The sequence below is a fragment of the Desulfogranum aggregans genome (assembly GCF_055398265.1).
This window is the reverse complement of record NZ_AP042447.1, coordinates 1,734,482-1,753,598: the sequence shown is the minus strand read 5'-3', so window position 1 is coordinate 1,753,598 and position 19,117 is coordinate 1,734,482. Positions and strand designations below refer to the sequence as shown.

Below are 19,117 nucleotides of genomic sequence, written 5' to 3'. Positions count from 1 at the left end.
TACAACCCTCCATATCATTTCGACCCCTTCGATGAAGCGTTCATGAAATTGAACAAGTCCATATTGCCGTCGTCTTTGGTCGGGGATGTTTTCTTTTTGCGGGGAGTCGAGGTCTTCTTTTTCTTCTTGTCGTGCAGCCCTTGGGCGACCTCTTCCTCGTAGCGCTCGTAATTCAGTTTGAGCAGTCGTTGCAGTACTTCACGTCGAGCTTCTTCGGAAATGGTGAAACGAATACCTTGCTTGGTTTCGTAAAAGCCATGGCAGAGTTCTAAATCATTCCACCCAAAGGCATTAACAACATTTGTATCAATTTTAATATGTAGCTCCCGAAGTTTTTGTATATCGTTTGAGCACTCATAAGAATTATTGAGAAGGTTTTGTGTGTTTGTGAGTCCTATCATATGCTCCCGCATTATATCAGATCGGAAAGATAGGTATTCTTTGCCAATGTTTTCCAGACTCGTAGTTGCTTTTGGTAATACGAGTGTTTGAAAGCAATCAGTCGGCGAATAATTCAGAGTAGTAGCCCCCAATGTTGATGTATAATGGCGCGCCCACTCCCAATGAATGCTGCTTTGAAGAAATGTAAAAAAAGAAATGCTTTGGACTGGAAACACTATTATTTTTTCATGAAAAACATAATTAGGAGACAGCATTGAAACGGCATTGCTCGGGCTGACTCGGGCAGTAACCACAACTTTTTGAAGATTTTGAATTTTTTTGTATAGCTTTATGCGAGACCGCCAAAACTGCCACCAGGGTGCTTTCGCAACAGACGCAGATTTGTTTAGTCGCTCCTGTTTAACTTCTCTTTCAACAATGGATAAACATTCTGGGTAATCAGTAGCAACAGGCCCTTTATAGCCTTTGGGAGCTGATTCCTTATCAAGAGGCCAATCATGAAAATTGATAACCCACCTGCGTGCTGTATAATTAGGCGATGAATTTAAATCGTCACCATCAATATAAGGGAAAAGAACATCTTTGTTTTTTTCATTCTTTTCGATCAAAAAACTTGCATCTTTTGGGGATAATATAAAACCATCCCCAAGGACTATCGTTCCTTGATTTGATAAATTTTTATTTGAATTTAAGATAAATGGATCGCCAGAAAGCACACTCTTATCAGAAAGGTAAGATGTGATAGCGCTTACAAGCTGATCCTCTAATATTATTTTATTTCGCCAAATTCCCTTCTTAATCCAAACGTGAGATATCTCTAAACTTGCTGAACCAGGCCATCTTTCGCTACGTTTAGCCCTGTAAATGATCCCTCCATTTTCTAAAATTTTGGCCAGACCAACCTCTCTTGTGTCTCCCTGACATATTGTATTAGTAGCAAGCAGCCCCATGCTACCGATTGCTCTTAATAAGGCAAAAGCTCTAATAAAAAAATAAGCGCATAAATCAGCATTTCCGCTGCTATCTGGATATAGTATTTTTGTTAACCATCCAATGTATACTGCACCACATGCCCCACGTATCCGACGCCCACCCAAAAATGGTGGATTTCCAACAATCCCATCAAACCCATCACGTTCGAAAACTTCTGGGAACTCCAGTGCCCAATGGAATGGTTTTCGTGGCAGTTTGCCTGCTGGAAGGTCTATGGACAGAGACTTCCTGGCTTCGTCGATGATCTTTCGTCCGGTATCGTTGTCACCTTCGATGTAGGCGGCCGCCCATGTGGACAGGTTGTCCATGGCGGCATCCAACGCTCGCTGGTTGCCACCGGAGGCCAAGGCTTCCCCGATCATGGCATCGGCAATATGTTCGATATGTTCCAGCTTCTGCCGGACCTTTTGATCCAGCCGCTCCATGTATTGAACATCCCGGATATCCCGAATCGGGGTTTTCCGGAGCTGTTTGCGGAGCGTGAGCGCATCAGTGACCGCCGCTTCGATATTGGAGGCGAACATGGATATGGTTTTTTTCGTTTCCGGATGCAACGAAAACTTAGTCAACTGTTCAAGGTTGTGAAGCCCAAGCATGCTATCGCCGGAACGAAGGTTGTGATCAAGAAAGCCGAATGGTCTGCCCTTGGCCAATGTTATCAACCAGATGGAAAGCTTGGCCAGCTCCACCGCCAACGGATTCAGGTCGACACCATACAGACATTTTTCTGCCACCAAACGACGGGCGATCAACAATCGTTCGTCTAATGAGTCGGGCATAGGCTCGGCACTTCCTGCCGACTCGAGTGCAACACCGTCAACGGTAATGAACTTTCCTTGCCCCGCTTCCTTTCCCCACGCTTCGACCAAACGTTCGGACAGCCAGCGACATACCTGAACGAGAAAAGCCCCCGAGCCCATCGCCGGATCGCAGATTTTCAGATCCTGCAACTCGGCAGACGGTTTGAGTTGCCACTCTTCACGTGGCTTGCCTTCGGCTGGACCGAAATAGGCAACTGGTTCAAGCGTCGTCTCGACAATACTTTCCGTCAGGGATTTCGGCGTATAGTGCGTTCCGGTCTCCCGCCTGTCGGCCCCGAGGGTGACGGCAAAGGAATTGGCACGGTAGACGATGAAGTCTCCCCATGCATCGGTTCGAAGCAGATGAGCGTAAGGTTTCAAACGAGCGGCCAGTTCCATGTCACCACCACAAACGGTGACTAGCTTGCCGAAGGTCGCCTCATCGACCTCTTTCTTGAGGGCGTTTTTGATGGCTGGAAGACTTCGTAATGTCTTCTCTTTGATCAATTTGGCCACGGTATCCAGACTATCCAACTGGGCCGATTCCAGCTCGGCGAGCGCGATGTTCGGATTCTTGGCTTTCTGGGAACCGATCAGCCCGAGCGTGTCTTTTTTCAGTCTGCGAACGGTATGTTCCAACAGACCTTCGTAGACATGCCCGATCTGTTCCACGTCCAGTGCCTTGTAGGAGAGCAGCAGAGCGCCACCTCGTTGTTCCAAGACCTGCAAGGCTTCTAGCAGGAGCAGTACGGTTCGGTTGTCTATCGGAAGGGGTTGTGCAGGCGTTTCGTGCCAGCTCGTTCCCCTTTCACGACCTTCGAGAAATGGAAAACGGTCAGGATCGAATAGCGATCCACCAAGTGCCGGCATCCGCAACGACTCGTGTTCGATTCCGCCATAGACGGCTCTGAACACGGCCAGCAGCCGCGACCAGGCATCATGCCTTCTTTCCAGAACCTCGTGACCATACTGATCGGCTTCTTCGGCCAATTGGCCACGCAGGGTAGCGATTGCGTAATAATTATCGTAAACCGGGTCGTCGAGCAGCAAAAGACCTCGTTCCTCGGCACAGAGAACGAAAACGAGTCGCATCATCACTGTCAATCCCGCTTCGTACAGTTCCGAAGGACGAACGTCATGCAGGAGTTCTCGATTTCTGTCCTGGTCTGCCTTGTCCAGGCACTGAACGAGCACCTCGATGGCTCGCTTGACCTGTTCGCCGAGGGTATCCGTCACCTCTTCGTGATGTTGGAGCGAATCCTCAAACATGGCGGGGAGGGTCTCGTCATCAGGACCGAACCAACGCCGAACTCCCAAAAGAGACTGAAACGCCTTCAAGGTCACCGGCTCTTGAAACCAGAGGCGGGCATACCAGGATATTTTGGAAGAGGTGCTGCCCACCGGACTGTTCACCAACATCCAACGTTCACCATTGGTGACGAGCCCGAGTCGGACTCCCTTGTCCCGGCAAAGCAGAGTCATACGCTCGAAAATCGGTACCGGCCAACCATCTCCGACCTTGACCTTTTCCAGATCCGTGCCTTCGGGCATGATGGAGACGAACAGCATCGGGCCACCGTCACCCTTCAAGACAAAGTCCGGCTTGAATTGGCCATTCCCGTCCGGAGATTTGTAGGTAATTTCATCCGGGGCGGCTTCGAGTACCGAATCTTCGTATTCCAACAGTTCTTCGAGCACCAGTTGGATCCATGCCCTATGCAGTTCGGGAAGTTGAGGGTCGTCTTCCTCGACGGCATCACGCCATTCCTCGTAAGCGGAACGGATACGATTCTTTCTATACGTTTCAAGTGATTCCAGCCCTTGCGGAAAAATATTTTCCAGCACGGATACGGCTAGAAAAGGGCCGGAAATTTCGATCATCGAGAGCCACTCGGTATGTTGTGACATCGTTCTCATTTTCAACGACCTCCCATTTGTGACTCAGGTACGAGAAAGACCACCGCCACCGGGAAGGTCCTATCGGTCAATCCCTTATAACGTTTCTCTATCGCCGCTTTCTCCTGCTCCCTCTCTTCGGGGATTCTCGACAGGCGCATGCGGAGCGCGTCGATATCCTTGCGAATCTGGTTACGCTCTTCGGGAGCGAATCCGGGAAGAAGCATCTGTTTCGGTAGGGCATCCTCTTTCAATTCGTTCTGTATCGTTTTCTCGAGTTCGTCGAGGATGTTCGTCAAGTCCTTGATCTCACTATCTTTCCGGCGAGATAACGTGTTTTCGAGAAAGCGAACCCTGTCTTTCGATCGGGCTTCCATGGTTGCACGAATGGAACTTTCCTGTTTTTCGAATCGCTCGGTCAAGATACCCAGAAGACCTTCTTTCGGTTCGAGAGCTACAGCTTTGTTCAACAATTCCCGCAATCGACCTTGCTGGGGTATTCTCGAGAACCCCGTGTGTTTGAGCTCGCCACCCGAGATCGTAATCTCTTCATGCAACCGGTGATGGTCCCCACCCGTTACGACCAGACGGGACCAGACGATCACGGCCGGTGTCGTCAGCTCACTGTCGGACATGGCCTTGACACTCACCCTATGCAGTTTCTTCACGTCATCCAAACTCCAAAGTTCTTCCCGTAACAATCGAAGACACATCTGGACGAGTCGATGATTCAGGTGTGCCAAGACGACGTCGTCACGACTTTTGGCGACATCGTGATCGAAGGTTATCGGCCTTCTTTTTCCTGTATGGGGATGTTCGAGTCCTGCTGTGGCTCGTCCCCACGATCCGGGTAGAATCGGAACCTCGAACGCGCTGCCATTTGGGGCTCCGGCCAAGGTGGCGGGTTTCAACGGTGGTTTTTCCGCAAGTTCCAGCGCGATGGAGACGGCCCTGTGGATATGATCGGCGGACAGGTGAAAGTCTGTCTTCGCCTCCATGAGTCTTTCGTGCAACCTGGCAATCTTTTCTTGGAGGCGACGTTCGGTAGGAACGTGCTTCCTCGCTTTTTCGGCCTGGCTTTCAGCGTATGCCGTGTTGAAATCAGTTCTTTTACCCAACATGGCTTCTTCTATTTGCTGGGCGATGACCGGGCCGACACTTCCCAGATCCTCCCTGATGGTGTCGATTTTGAGCACCGCTCTCATCAAATATTCATGATCACCTTCTATCTGACCGACCTTTTTCGAACGGTAAGATTCATTCGATTTGAAGCCCTTTCCGACAGGGTGCCAGATGAAGACTTCCGACTCTTTCTGTCCGTGTCTGTCGATTCGACCGTTACGCTGTTCCATGACATTTGGATTCCATGGAATCTCTATGTGGATCAAATAATTGCAGTGGTTTTGCAGGTCGATACCTTCGGAAGCGGCATCGGTAGCCAACAAAATTCGTACTGGTGAAATATCGGGAGAAGCCTGAAACGCGGCCTTGATCTTTTCGCGCTCTTTCTGGTCCACGCCACCATGCATGAGCATCAGGCGTTCTCCACCGAAGCCATGAATGGTGAGGATCTGCTCCATCCAGATATGCGTGGCCCGAAATTCGGTAAAGAGAATCACGCGTTTTCCGTTCCATTCACCATCGGTTTTCAGATGCGTTTCCAGCCAATCGATGATGGCCGTCGCCTTCGCATCCACCTGGTATTTCGATTTTTCGGCCCATGCGGTCAGCTCGTCGAGCATCTGCCTTTGTTCCTGATCCAGAGGAACCGACAACGTCCCGGCCGTTTCAACCGCTTCGTCCTGGGCATTTTCATAGAGCTGATCGTTGGCGAAATCCTCTTCCGCTTTCATGATTGCCTTTTTGAGGATTTTGTCGTCCATGGCCCCACCCAGTTTTTTCGATTTGGGCCGTTCGAGACTCTCCCTATGTTTCGCCAGCGTTCCGGCAAATGCCATGGGGGAAGAGAAAAGTCTCTTTTTCAGAAGTTTGTGAACGAAGTCGGAACCGAATTCATGGGCACTGCCTCTGACACTCTTCGCGCGAGCGTCCGTGAATCGTCTGAGGAGATCGTGTATTTCACGTTCTTCTTCCGTATAGTCGACCTCCAAAGGCATCAGTCTTCTTTTGGGATACAGGGGCTTCCCGTCGGCATCGGTCAATGCGGTTTTAAGACGCCGCACCATCACTTGTTCCAATTGTTTCGCATCCGGTTTGACGGTGCGGGCAAATCGCTGATCATCCAACAATTCCAACAACGATGAGAACGATTCCGGGTAACCGTTGTGCGGCGTCGCACTCAAAAACAATCTATGTTCGAAATGTGGAGAGATGGTCCTGATCAATCTGGTCCTCTGGCTTTCGAGAGCATATTTGGAAGCGGTCGATGGTGCGACATTGTGCGCCTCATCGATGATCAAGATGTCGAATTTTCTTGGGTAGGTGAAGCCTTGTGGCAAGCAGTCCTTGATTGATCGGAGTCCTTCTCCGCTTTTCATCCAATCCATGGAAGTGATCAGTCTTGGAAAAGAGGTCCATGGATTGACGTGTATTCCACGTTCTCGTCTGAGTTTCTTGATGTACTCCGTGTCGACGATACGAAATTCCAAGCCGAACTTCTCCCACATTTCGAGCTGCCATTTGACCTGTAGAGAAGCGGGGCACACTATGAATATCGTTCTCGCCCGGTGCCGCACAAGCAGCTCCTGCACGACGAGTCCTGCCTCAATGGTCTTTCCCAGACCGACGTCATCCGCTATCAACAAATTCACACGAGCCATGTCGATTGCCCGTACCACGGGATCAAGTTGATAGTCTTCGATGGTGATTCCACTCCTGAAAGGAGCTTGAAGGAAAGACCTATCAGCATTAGTTACAGCCCCCCAACGGACGGCATCCAGAAAAGCCTCAGCTCTCTCCTCGGAATCAACGCCGGTAACCCTTGGCATACTGGCTTTTTCGAGAACCTGCGCTCCAGGCTCTATCTCCCATACAACTTGGAGCTCTTCCCCTAGCGCATCTTCATCAAGCGACGAAAGATTAATTAGGTGCTGACCATTGGCAGCTATCGAGTTGTTGCCCATAACGTCACTCACAACCCACTGACGTCGGCGGACTTCAACTGTTTGGCCTGGTTCAGGCACAGCAGTACCTACCGAATTCAAATCCATTCTATATTCCAAATTCAGGGTGAACTTTTGTGAACGAATTAAAGCTCATTGATATGATTAACAATGCTCATACCAATTATCTCACCGAGTTTGACGGGAACAGCGTTACCGATCATTCGGCCAAGCGCTTTAATCATTACAGGTTTTATGGGGTCAGTAAATTGATACTCTTTTGGGAAAGTTTGAAGGATAGCACCTTCTCTGAGGGAAATTGCTCGATTCTGTTCAGGGTGTCCGAATCGTCCATTGCCAAAACCGAAGAATTGGGTCGTCAAGGTTGGAGAAGGTGCATCCCATCGCATTCGTCCATAAACACTCGGATATGTCTTTCCGCTTTTTTTCTTATGGCAATCAGCGACAAGATCTTGGGGCCAATCTCTCCAAGTCCCTCCAGGTTTCGACACCTTAATTCGTTTGAGATTCAGGCTTGAAAGCTCAGAACATCTGTGTAGGTTATCTTTGGGGTCGACTCCGCCAGCCTCTAACGGAGCAAGTGCACCAATGACGTTACGTACTGTTTTTCTTTTCCAGCCAACTTCTTTCGGTGTCAGGAGTTCAATTTTTCCTTTTTTTGATGCCAGAAGTACCAGTCTACTTCTATTTTGAGGAAGTCCATAATCTTCACACCTGACAACTTGGTAGTTAACTTGATACTTGCCATCTTTTTCGAGAGAGGCCACAAATTCCCTAAAAACATTTTGTTTCTCGAGACCTGGGACATTCTCCATGGTCACGATTTCGGGTTCAACCTCCTGAACCAGACGTTCGAATTGAAGCAATAGCCACCACCTTTTGTCAACTGGGCTAGCTTTTTGATTGTAAGTCGAAAACGTCTGACATGGAGCACATCCAGCTAAAATCTTTATATCAGTCTCCCCATAAACTTCCTGCAGCTCAGCACCGGTAACGACTTCAACAGATTTATTTAAAAAACGGGCTTCATTGTTGGTCACATAGGGGTATTCGCAAGCTGGGTCTACATCTATACCTAACAAAACTGGAATATTTGCCCCCTCCAGTCCTTTAGTCAATCCTCCCGCACCACAAAATAAATCAATAGCGGCAAATTTTTGCATACCAAATGATCTCAACACCATCTCTGTCCAATGGCGTAATTTAATATCAATAAAATTGCATTTTACGAGCAATCACTTTGGTCTCCAACCATCGGAGAACAAAGATATAGGGCCTACGGGCTATATCCTTTCAACATTATAGTAAAAATGCTAAATAAACGAATTTATCTTTCCACAATGCTTTGACAAGAGTATACGGTTGCAGGGACTTGTCTTCGTGTTCTTTGCGTTTCCAATTCTTAAAAACATTTTTCATATCATTTTCCTGAATGGCAGAGGGTATTGACCAGTGCGAATTTGTTTTCATTGATCATGCTGGAAATATCGATAGCCATAGACCAATTTTTTTATTTTATGATAGTTGCAGAGAGTTTTTACTCATTTTTTTCCGTCTCAAATGAAACATTGATATATTCTTCGTCGTCAGTATAGACACGCCTAAGGTAAATAACATTTTTATACTTCGTTTTTTGCCTTGTATTCTCTTCAATATATTTTAATCGAGCATCATTTGTTTTATTTTTGTCAAGTTCAGATGTTTTAGGGTTAATAATCTTTTGAGAGCTTAAAGCGTCAGAAATATTATAGAGCCTGTTTATCTCTTCTGTTTTAGCAGATTTTCCTCCAGTAAACGGGCGATCGGAGCTTCCATATGGATATTCATCAATTTCATTTATATGATATCTTGACATTTTATTACCTGTACTAATTAAATAAAAATAGTGAAGCTATAAATATAACTTAAATATAAATTCATTTTTTTTAAAATAATTATTATTTGATTGCACATTGATGAATGTATTAATTTAATTTTTTCCGAGTTTATTATTAATATTTAAAGTTATTTAAAACTCGAAAGCATCATAATTATAAGAAAAAAATCGTTATTAACTTAAATAATTATGCATACATAATTTTTTTAAGTCAATATTTTTAGGCACCGCTTGCTATCAAAGTTATTTCCTACTCTCAATCCACACACTCAGTCTCATTTAATCTAAGGAATGACTATTCAACCAGGTAACTAATTGCACCCTTACAAAACATGAAATGGCTTTCAAAAAGGATCAGTATATTATTTGTTTTTTTCACTGCTACCTATAGGTGGAGTTCATTATTCTTCCCCATAAGCAGCGCCAATTGGTAAAATGTATTGTACCCTGTTATTATCGCCTTTACTTCTTCCGGCTTGAGTGAAATATACGAAACCTGCTTGCGATTAAACGGGTTAGGAACCGCACAATAGCCTGCCTTTACCCTGTTCACAAACCAGTCTGAATAAAATGCGGGAATATCACTCCTGTGGCTGGCCCTAATTATCATCCCTGCTCTCCTTTGACGTCTTGCTTCACAGGCAGGACTGATCACCTATCAAATACAATTAACTTCAACATGTTAACCTCATTCTGAATGCAGCAATGTCGCCGGTATCAATAAACTCATCAATTTGATTTCCGGAACGCTGAAAGCCGTATCCATTTCATTTAAACAGTTCTTTACTTTACTTTTCGCCACTTCAACAAATTGACTCAGGTCATCAGCGTCATAAACAACCTTGTCCTCTTCCTCAATTCGTCTCTTCTTCACCGAAATATTCAATAAATCAATAAGTTGCCAATCCCGTAAGACAGAGGTGCTGTTTGACGATACACCGACGACCAACTGTGGAATATTTCCATCCCTGGAGGTAATCCGATCGTAAACCTTTAATACGGCAACCTGCTCTTTAAGGCCTGCTACCACAGCAAAGTTTGCTTCATAATTTACCGCCTGAGAAACTGCCTGGTCAAAAACCTTGTGGCCGACTCCTACTACCCGCAATGCGGAATCTTTTCCTTTTACGTCACGCCTGAACTCTAACTGCTCATAACGTTGCTTAATTCCAGGATCTTTAAGCCATTCATCTGGTGTTTTGAATGCCATCCCGTTTTCATCTTTAATGGGCCGCCGTTTGTTCAAACCCAGCATGGTTTCAAAAAAGGGCACGAGATCCTGGAGATCTTTTGGTGGTATTTGCTCAAGATCCTGGTAATCGAAATGTGAACTGTTGCCTATCAACGTCTTCACAGTATCAATAGCGTCCTCACCACCAAACGTCCTTGTTTTTTGATCAAACCAATTGTCCAACCGTTCCGATCCAACAGAGGTCGCGTCGGCAAACAACTCCGTAAAAAGCAATGGAGAAGTCATACCCAATACAAGCTGGAGCAGGTCTTCTGGTTCATCCATTGCGCCACCAAGAGCCGCCATGATCCGCTCAATTTTGGTGTTCAACCTGTCCCAAATCCGTGACTCCACCGTCGCAGGGTTTCTGAGAGTTATCACCTCAACCGCATTTTTCTGACCATACCGGTTCAAACGCCCAACCCGTTGATGCAGCCGCATCGGATTCCACGGTAAATCGACATGGATGAGTGAGTGGCAATTCTCCTGCAAATCTATTCCCTCACCTGCAGCTTCAGTTGAAACTAAAAAACGTTTTTTTCCAGTATTGAAATGGTCTGCAGCAACAAACCTTTCCATATTGAAAGTTCTTGCCTTCCCATCACTACAGACAACGCCATCTATTCGATTATCTCCATTGATAAATGCAACACAGTCATCACCAAATCTCTTAATAAGTTCGGACATCAATAATGCCTGTGTTGCCTTATATTCAGTAAAGAAAAGAACAGTCCTGTCTGTATACTGGGTTTCCAGCAGCTCAAGGATCTTCTCTATTTTGGTTTCAACGCTTACCTCCTCCGCCAAACGAACAAGCGTCTCCAACTGGGGAATCTCATCTTCCATCAGGGGAAGACTTGCCGATAATTCAGTTATGACCTCTTCCTGCTCTTGAAGCTCGTCATATAAGGCGGAAACATACTCTTCACCCGCTCTTGATATAATATTTCTAATTGTTCGTTGCCTCTCCTGTGCTTCATGCAATCGGTCACCGGCTTGATGCAAACGCTTCAGCCTTCCTGATAGTGCCCTTCTGATTGCTGCGATTGAGCTCGAAGCCAGCTTTTGCATTGAGATTAATACCAACATTACCGCTCGCTGATTGGTACCGGATAACCCCGATGCATATGCTCGGCCTGAAGCAATGAACTCTGTAAGCAAATTGTAAAAATCCGCTTCTTCTTCTGAATAAGTGTATGTTTCAGAAGAAACAGTAACCGGCTTGAAGAGTTTTTTGCCCTTCATGTCTGTAACATTTTGCTTGTTGTTTCGTATAATCACATCCCGGAGGTAGGGGAGTTGTTCCGCCAAATCTTTGTTGGGGGAGAAAGTATCGGGATCAAGCAGTCTCAGAAGGGCAAAGAAACCATAATCTTTCCCGCGATGGGGAGTACCGGTAAAAAATATCCTTGAACGAGTCAGGTTTTCACGTACCAAACGATCGACGAAGCGATACCCTAAAGTGGCACCGGAATCCTCGTCAGCGTTTAGATGATGCGCCTCGTCGACGACAAGAAGATCCCACGGGTCGGAACTGAAAATCCGATCATGTCGACCGTTTCGGTCATCCCGAAGGGTCTGCTGCATTGAAGCAACAACCTGGTTATGCGTATTCCAGAAATCGGACCGTGGGGTGTCAGCTTGCGGCAGATATTGGGTTAGGCGAATATCAAACATGTCGCGAAGCCTATATTGCCACTGCTCAACAAGAGAAGCTGGGCACAGGATCAACAACCGCCGGACCCGTAATTTGGCAAGAAGTGGCCAAAGTATCAAGCCTGCTTCAACAGTTTTTCCAAGCCCCACATCATCGGCCACCAAAAAACGAGCGGGCCAGTGTTGAAGCACTCGATGGCAGACCCATAGCTGATGAGGCAAGAGCGCTATTCTCGATTTTGAGAACACACCCCAGGTATCATTGACTGAGATGATTGCTTCGGCCAAGACACGGCATATCGTTTCCTGCGGGGAGTAGAATCGTCCCGTTTCGATACAATCGTATATACCCTTTTGCGCTTGTAGCTCACTGACTGGGCATTCCTCAAGTCCATGTTTGAAACGGACTATTGCGGTCTCCCCTCTACTAATCTCTACATGTCCGGTTCCATGTTGTGCATGGTGTACTGTCTGACCGCTGCTGAGCTCCGTCATTTTACGCCTCTATCTTTATAGGATCGACGATCGAACGTCCTGATTTTCTGTAAAAATTTGCAAAGGAACGTCATAAGCTCCGGAAAATTTCGCTCGTTCCTCACCTAAATATTTGCACAGGAACTGGTGAATGGTTTTAGAATTTTCAGCGTGATGCCCAACTTCAAGCCCCCTGCAGCCCAACCCCTCAAAAAGCTCCCGCATACGACCATTAGGCAGAAAGCAATAACGATCGACCTGGTTCCCGTTCAAAACACTCTTCCTCTTCAACTCCCGAATGACAAAACATGCGCCAAGACTAAGACTCTTTTCAATCGGTGGCGCACTTAAGCCTCCACCTTGATATGTATCACTGGCGCGAGTACTCAAGATTAAGGATAACGATGAAATTTTTTCCATGCGGTTAATGCTTAAAAACGCCTCGTAGTACTCATCGAGCCATCTGGAAAACTTATAGATGACAGGAAATCTATTCATCCATACCTCAAAATCTGAACTATCAACCTGCTCCCCGATGTATTCCTCCAGAATATTCATCCACTCATCGGATCTGTTCTCAGGTTTAGATCGTGCAAAAGTGCTCCACCATCCTCTATTGATGCATGTTTCAATAAATCCCCTATGTTGAAGGTCACGCTGCCTGCCCATCGTCTGAAAATGGGCCAGACAAAATAAAGTCAGCCAGGACTCTCGATCAATACGCCCTGCTTCGTCTTCTTCAAGGTTCAGTTGTATATTTCGAGGATAGACGCTGTTTTCATACTCCTGTAGGTGATCGACCTGATGAGAGTTCCACCATTCATAAATGGCATTCAAGATGTCTTCGGTTGATCCATAGCCAGTAAGTTTGCCACTAAAAGGCATTTCCCACTCACTATCCTCATGTTCGCGCCTCAGATCATCAAGTGAAGGTAACTTTCTCAGTAGCAGCTCTAATACTTCCTCTTTGTCCCAGCCCTTAAAATAAGTCGAACTCGGCTGAAGATCGGCCAGCCATGTTCCAACAATGCCTTTCTTTCTCACTAGGGTAGCAACTTTTTCTCCATGTTCGCCTTCCATGATATAACGTAGGCCACTTGCTCGCTGGGCATCACTCTCGGCCTGGAAAAGCCAATCAGCCATTGTTTTAATTTCGATTCCAATTTTCTCCCTGCAAACAAAGAAAAAGTCCAGGGCTGTTTCTTGATAACCTTCAGAAAGCACGTAATGCGAAGGAGCAAACCCAGCACGACGGCTTTCATCTGGATTCGCCAGTTCATGCTTTTTGTCAGAAATAAGTAGTTCGGACGAATAGAACGCCCCATCCTTCGCTTTAAATCGTATTTTATGAAATAAATATTCCAATTCTTCTTGCTCTTGCTCCAAGTCCTTGTGTTTCATACGTTTGGAGTTAAAAACTATTCCAAGAGCCTTTGCATCAGAAGGAAGAATTTGTATTTCTTCATTGATAAAGCGCCTTAAAATATCGGCGATCTCAAGAGTTTTCCACTGATTGGTCACTTCACCCAATTTCGGTATCACCCTCTTGGCAAGAGTAAATTCATCGTAGGCAATAACACTTTCGGCATCACCAAGAACTAACTTGAAAAAATCCCACCCAGTGAGCCCGTTAAAGAATCCTTCTTTCACCAGGCACCCTTTCAAAACCGTTCTGATACTCTCAGGCCGAGTTAGGCAGCGATACTCTTTCCAAAGGCCATTGGGTAGTACTGGTACTTTCTGGGCGAGGTACCCGAGCCCCTGATTCTCACAGAACATATTGACCATAATGGAACGGACATTATCATTTCCGCGACTAAGTACACCTGGCTTGAGCGTTGTCCACAAACTCGACCAGAAATCATAGCGACTGAGGTCGCTTTTCAAATAAAATTCTTGCTTCAATTCCTCCCAATTGCCACTAACCATGCTAGCAATATCGACAAGTGCTTTGCCCAGGCTCAATCCGAGACGCGAAGCCTTATCCCGGTTAAATGCACTGCTGCCGGACAAACGCTCCCTTCCTGCATCAAGTTCAAAACCACAATTAAGGGCAAATCCCAGGCCATCAATTTCTTTGGTAGGAGCAACAACCCATATCGCCGGCATATCTGGAAGCGGCCGAAACCCTTCAGGCCCAACCGAAAACAGAACACCTCCATCAGGCAGCCGGAGGTATATCGCACTCAGATGGTTCGTATGCCTCTCCTGCCACGGCAAAATACCGAACTCAATCTTCCTCCCCTGAGACAACTCCGTAACCACTGGTAACCATTGCCATTCCTTCTTAACCTCTCCTACAATCTCTATCTTTCTTATCTGTTGTGAAAAAATTGTCATGATACCGGAGAGCTGACTAAACGAAGCCGTGATATCAACCTGGGACTCTTTTTTAATTGGCAATTCAATGAGGGTGCCCGGCCACCTCCTGTCGTCCTGATATCCCTTGAAACGAGAACGCAACCTGTTTGAGTCACTTATCGGCGAAGGGCAAAGACCTCCGATAATTTCGGTTGCCAACTGGCCGCTAACGAGTTGGGGCCTATCACATGCTAAAAGAACACTCTTGAAACCAAGCCCGAACTTACCGGTAACCGCCCCTTCAGCCGGTTTATCAGAAGAAGAAAGTACAAGCATTTTTTCAAGATCCTGGTGAAAGCCTCGTTCTTTTCCAGGAAAACCAGCAGTCCCAATTGCATTAATGGGTCTTCCCCAATGTAAAAAAACAAGGGCATCTTCATCCTGCACCACAACAAACCGTTTTATATGCCCAGGCAAATCCTCGTCACTTTCCTCGGGATGTGTTGGATAGGTGTGGATTTGCGCAAGTTCGACAACGGCGTCATCCGCATTTTGAAACAGTTCAAAAGGAATACTGGTAACTGTATATTGATAATCACGCATCTTGGCCCGTACCGCCTCCAGCACCGCTCTTTGCACACCCGCATCCCCTCTCAACAACTCCTGAATCTCAAAAAGAGAATCCCGCTGCCGCTTTTCATACACGAATTTTTTATCATCAGACTCATAATATTCTTGCCGCTTATATCTAGCATCATTCCATTTATCGAGTAACTCTTTGAGTTTTGCATGTTTATGCACTCCAAGTTGACGTAAATAAAAAGGAACATGGCTTAACACGAGTTGCTGCGCGATACGGATGTCCAACTGCTCAGATTTCCCAAGCTCATCCCACAGGGAAGCCAGACTGAATTCTTTTTGGTTATAGGCCTTCTTCAACAGATATTCAGAGGTGGCACGTAAATATTCAATAAGCTCTGACGGGGAAGCTTCATCCAGGTTCGGTTTTCGTAAAGTGATCCGAACTGGAATAATTTCAGCTTTATTGCTCAACTCGTAGTACAAGCCGCCGCTTAGAAGCGATGTGAAACTTGTTTGCAACGGGACCTCAATCTCTTCTCCAAGGATCGAACACACATTAACAGTCTCTCCATCTGAATATCTTACAATAAATCGGTGTTGTGCCAGTGCTTGGTGCTTATTCAAACCATACAGCCATTCCCGCCTACCACTGCTATCAACTCGTTGATGAACTGCCCAGGGGATGTTGTCCCTAATCCATTTCAAATGACGCCTGCCTCGATATTTCTCTGCAAGCGCCAGTAAATCCGGATCATCCCCTAGAAGAGAAAGAAAGGCACAGATGATTTCTGGAGGCACCAAACCTTCCCAGTCAGCAAAAAAAATGTCAAGATTATAAGCCGTTGCACGTATTTCCGGTTCTAGATCACGTCGCTGAGGGTGATTATCCCCAGCTTTTGCCTTTTGCTTGTCGGCAAGGGTAATTGCCTTATGTAAGATTTGTTGCTGCTCTTCATCCAGTAAGTGGCTGCCAGCAGCACTTTCGGCTTTAGCACATAGCTTACTGCTTGCTTTCCATCGGCCCTCTTTGTTGAGGAGTTTGATATTCGCTAGTATTTCTTGAGCTCCGCTCATCTGAGCCATTGCATCAAGATACCCATTATATGCCTTAATAATATGTTGAGCATTTTCAGAATCAGAACTTTCGTGCGTCCTTTGCAGCCAGGACAAAGCCTTTCTTATTTTATCAAGGCTCACCGGCTTTTGTATCTCCTTGAAAAGCAAAAAAGTTTCTTCGGTAGAGTATGCGGAAATCACATTATCTATCAGGCGCCAACCAGGTAATCGGCATTCAACTGGTAAATGTGCGCAGATATTAGCTATTGTTTGAATATCGTGCTCATCGATGTGAATCTTCCCGATATGGTACTCTTTGATTTCCGCCAAAAATATGGACATATTTTCGATTCCTTCCCGATCCTGTGCAAAACAATGTAGTGCGAGTAGTTCAAATGACGGGTGGTTCCGGATATCTTGGTGCAGATTTTTAGGAGAACTGTAAACTCCTTCAATAGCCGCTATTAGCCTGTCAACATCATCTTGAATGGCATCTAACTTGATAACATCTCCAGGGCTTACACTGGTATTATCATTGTCCAGAATCCATTGAACGGTTTTGAGTTTTTCCTGGTGATGAGAGATCGTTTGCTCATTGAGGGAATCCATTATCTGTTGCCAAAAGCGCGCAGGCTCGTGCTGCTTCAAAGCAACAGCCACTACTGCCACAGGGCTTAAAGGGGGTAACCAATCTCGTTGTTGCCTTGCCACGTGGCTATCCGTGGAACGCTTAATGATATGTTCCAGGTTACTTAGTTCCCCGGTAAGTGCAATGTCACTCTCAAGGTAAGTTTCCTGTTCTATTTTGACCAACTCGCCACGCAATGTTTCATGAAACGGTAGGGCCTTCCATAACTGCTCATCACCATCGAGCTCCCGCAAGATGTCATCACGTTCGTCACGAGAAAAAACCTCCCCATTAATGGGCTCAGTCCCTGATAACCGTAACTCATCGATAATCCCTTGCGGCTTGATTTCTTTAATAGCGAGCTGACTCCATTTTTTACTAGACAGCTCCTCTACTATTGACCGATCAAGGATATGTTCGCTCGCTTCTTGTCCAAGCTGATGCCAGATCTTCCGCCATGCCAGACTCTGCTCATAGCCTGATATCCATAAGGTCCCATCATAGTCATACAAATTCTCATTACCATGGAGAAGGTAGCGTAAGCCCCTCACTCTTTCCGTAAGCGACAAATCTGCTGCCGCCATGCCTTTTATAAGGTCTATGCGATCTCCAGTTTTTCGAATCTGATGCATGGTATTTCCCAAAGAGGAAAGTACGGCGTTAGCATTGCATGGCTGCACCGTTGAAGCTTCCTCTCCAAAGACAAGATCTGCAGTCGCACGGTTGATTAGGAGCACCCTGTGCTTGAGTACGGCCTGTAGTTTTGGGCCGAGCCTATACCAATCGGCACTGGTGGTACCCTGCGAATTACGAAATAAAAGGCCAGCGTTTCTACATTGCTCAAGTTCATGGACAGAGAGCGAGACCTCTTTTTTTCGTAAACAGTCATATCCCGCAAGAATCTTCAGATTGATTGATCTGTTAAGTACTGTTTGGCGAGCTTCATTCTCAAGTCGCTGCAGAATCTCTCCAGCAACCTCCCGGGCGTGGTCACAGTTTTTTGAATCATCCTGTGCCTCATACGCGGCAATGAGCTCATCAAGTTTTTTTAGCAAGGCCAAACTGTCTTCAATGGAGAGCTTGGCATCTCCAGGTGATTTGGGGTAATCATACTCTTTGGCAATGATCAAATGCTCGACCTTACATCCCTGCAATTCGCGTATTATACGATGGTTGCCGGCTTTTAATTGGTAGCGGCGTTTAGAATGAATGGTGCCGACAAACTCCTGAAACTTGCTTCGATTTTGATTGAGCTCATTTCGCAACTGTATAGATGCCTCTACAGCTATAGCCTTCAGCCGGCCTTGCACACTGCCATAGTTAAGCAGTGTGTGTACCGAATCACTCAGAAGAAACTTAAGCAGGTAATCAAGTTTTCCTTGGTCAGCGAAGACGATTTTTTCTTCCAGGTTGAGTATTTTCAATAGGGCTGTTTCCGACCATTGCGCGAGAACTTTTCGCTGGCTGCTTTCTTGCGAAGATCGAGGCATTCTCACGAGTAGATGCAGATGCGGTGCCTCTTCAAGCAGCAATACTGATCCTTCGCGGGTCAGCTCGTCGAGATGGGGAAACACATCCCATGGCCGTGATGGAGCTGTCTGAGGTGGGGCAGGCAGTGTCAGGATGTTTTTGCCACTTGCGACACTTTCCCACAAACGACCTTTGGGTGTCAGGAGACACACCCAGGAATGCTTGGAGCAGATATATTTTTTGTAGCGTGTAAAAAGTTGTGACTGTCCCAGAGCCTGGCACAGATTCCACACTTTATCAGCAGATATCCTTGTTTTGCCAACAAAGGTTTCAAGGCCGGGAATGATCAGGGGCAGTGTTCCCTGCTGTGCAAGTAAGCGATTCCATTTCTTGCGCAGATCTGACTCGTTTGTGGGGTCGCCATCAGTCTCCCATAGTTCATCGGCCAGCCCCTCAACAGAAACCCGTCCGGCATCGATAAAAAAATGACCGTGCAGGGTCAAACGAAAAACAGTATTCCCCTGGCATCGTATCGGTGGCGTTCGATTTTCTCCCAATGGCAGGAAAACGGCCCATTGAATGTCCAGTCGTCCTTCTCCAACTCCAGTGCTGTGAGAGAATACAGCGGCACCATGGCCTTGAGCCCGATCTGGGGCCTCCACGCTCTGG

Annotated in this window: 6 protein-coding genes and 1 pseudogene; all 7 read right to left on the bottom strand. The window is 46.4% G+C overall.

What is annotated here, in order from left to right:
- Positions 1 to 14: 14 nt before the first annotated feature.
- The 7 genes and pseudogenes from ACZ52Z_RS07990 to ACZ52Z_RS07960 all read right to left on the bottom strand — a co-directional run bounded on the left by ACZ52Z_RS07990 (position 15) and on the right by ACZ52Z_RS07960 (position 19,110).
- The gene (locus ACZ52Z_RS07990) at positions 15 to 4,103 is read right to left on the bottom strand and encodes an Eco57I restriction-modification methylase domain-containing protein (protein WP_464270218.1); all 4,089 of its coding nucleotides are present in this window, start codon (positions 4,101 to 4,103) and stop codon (positions 15 to 17) included.
- Between the two features lie 11 nt (positions 4,104 to 4,114).
- Positions 4,115 to 7,261, bottom strand: coding sequence for a DISARM system SNF2-like helicase DrmD (gene drmD / locus ACZ52Z_RS07985; protein ID WP_464270217.1), 3,147 nt, complete (start codon positions 7,259 to 7,261; stop codon positions 4,115 to 4,117).
- 38 nt (positions 7,262 to 7,299) lie between these two features.
- Entirely contained in the window at positions 7,300 to 8,337 is a 1,038-nt protein-coding gene (locus ACZ52Z_RS07980) for a DNA cytosine methyltransferase (RefSeq protein WP_464270216.1), read from the bottom strand.
- Positions 8,338 to 8,711: 374 nt separating this feature from the next.
- Positions 8,712 to 9,029, bottom strand: a complete 318-nt coding sequence (locus tag ACZ52Z_RS07975) for a hypothetical protein (protein ID WP_464270215.1) — start codon at positions 9,027 to 9,029, stop codon at positions 8,712 to 8,714.
- Between the two features lie 472 nt (positions 9,030 to 9,501).
- Positions 9,502 to 9,660: pseudogene (locus ACZ52Z_RS07970) on the bottom strand (DUF1848 family protein); the annotation flags it as partial.
- A 78-nt stretch (positions 9,661 to 9,738) separates the two neighbouring features.
- On the bottom strand, positions 9,739 to 12,432 hold the full coding sequence (locus ACZ52Z_RS07965; RefSeq protein ID WP_464270214.1) for a DEAD/DEAH box helicase: 2,694 nt from the start codon (positions 12,430 to 12,432) through the stop codon (positions 9,739 to 9,741).
- A gap of 15 nt (positions 12,433 to 12,447) precedes the next feature.
- Entirely contained in the window at positions 12,448 to 19,110 is a 6,663-nt protein-coding gene (locus ACZ52Z_RS07960; protein ID WP_464270213.1) for a hypothetical protein, read from the bottom strand.
- Positions 19,111 to 19,117 lie beyond the last annotated feature (7 nt).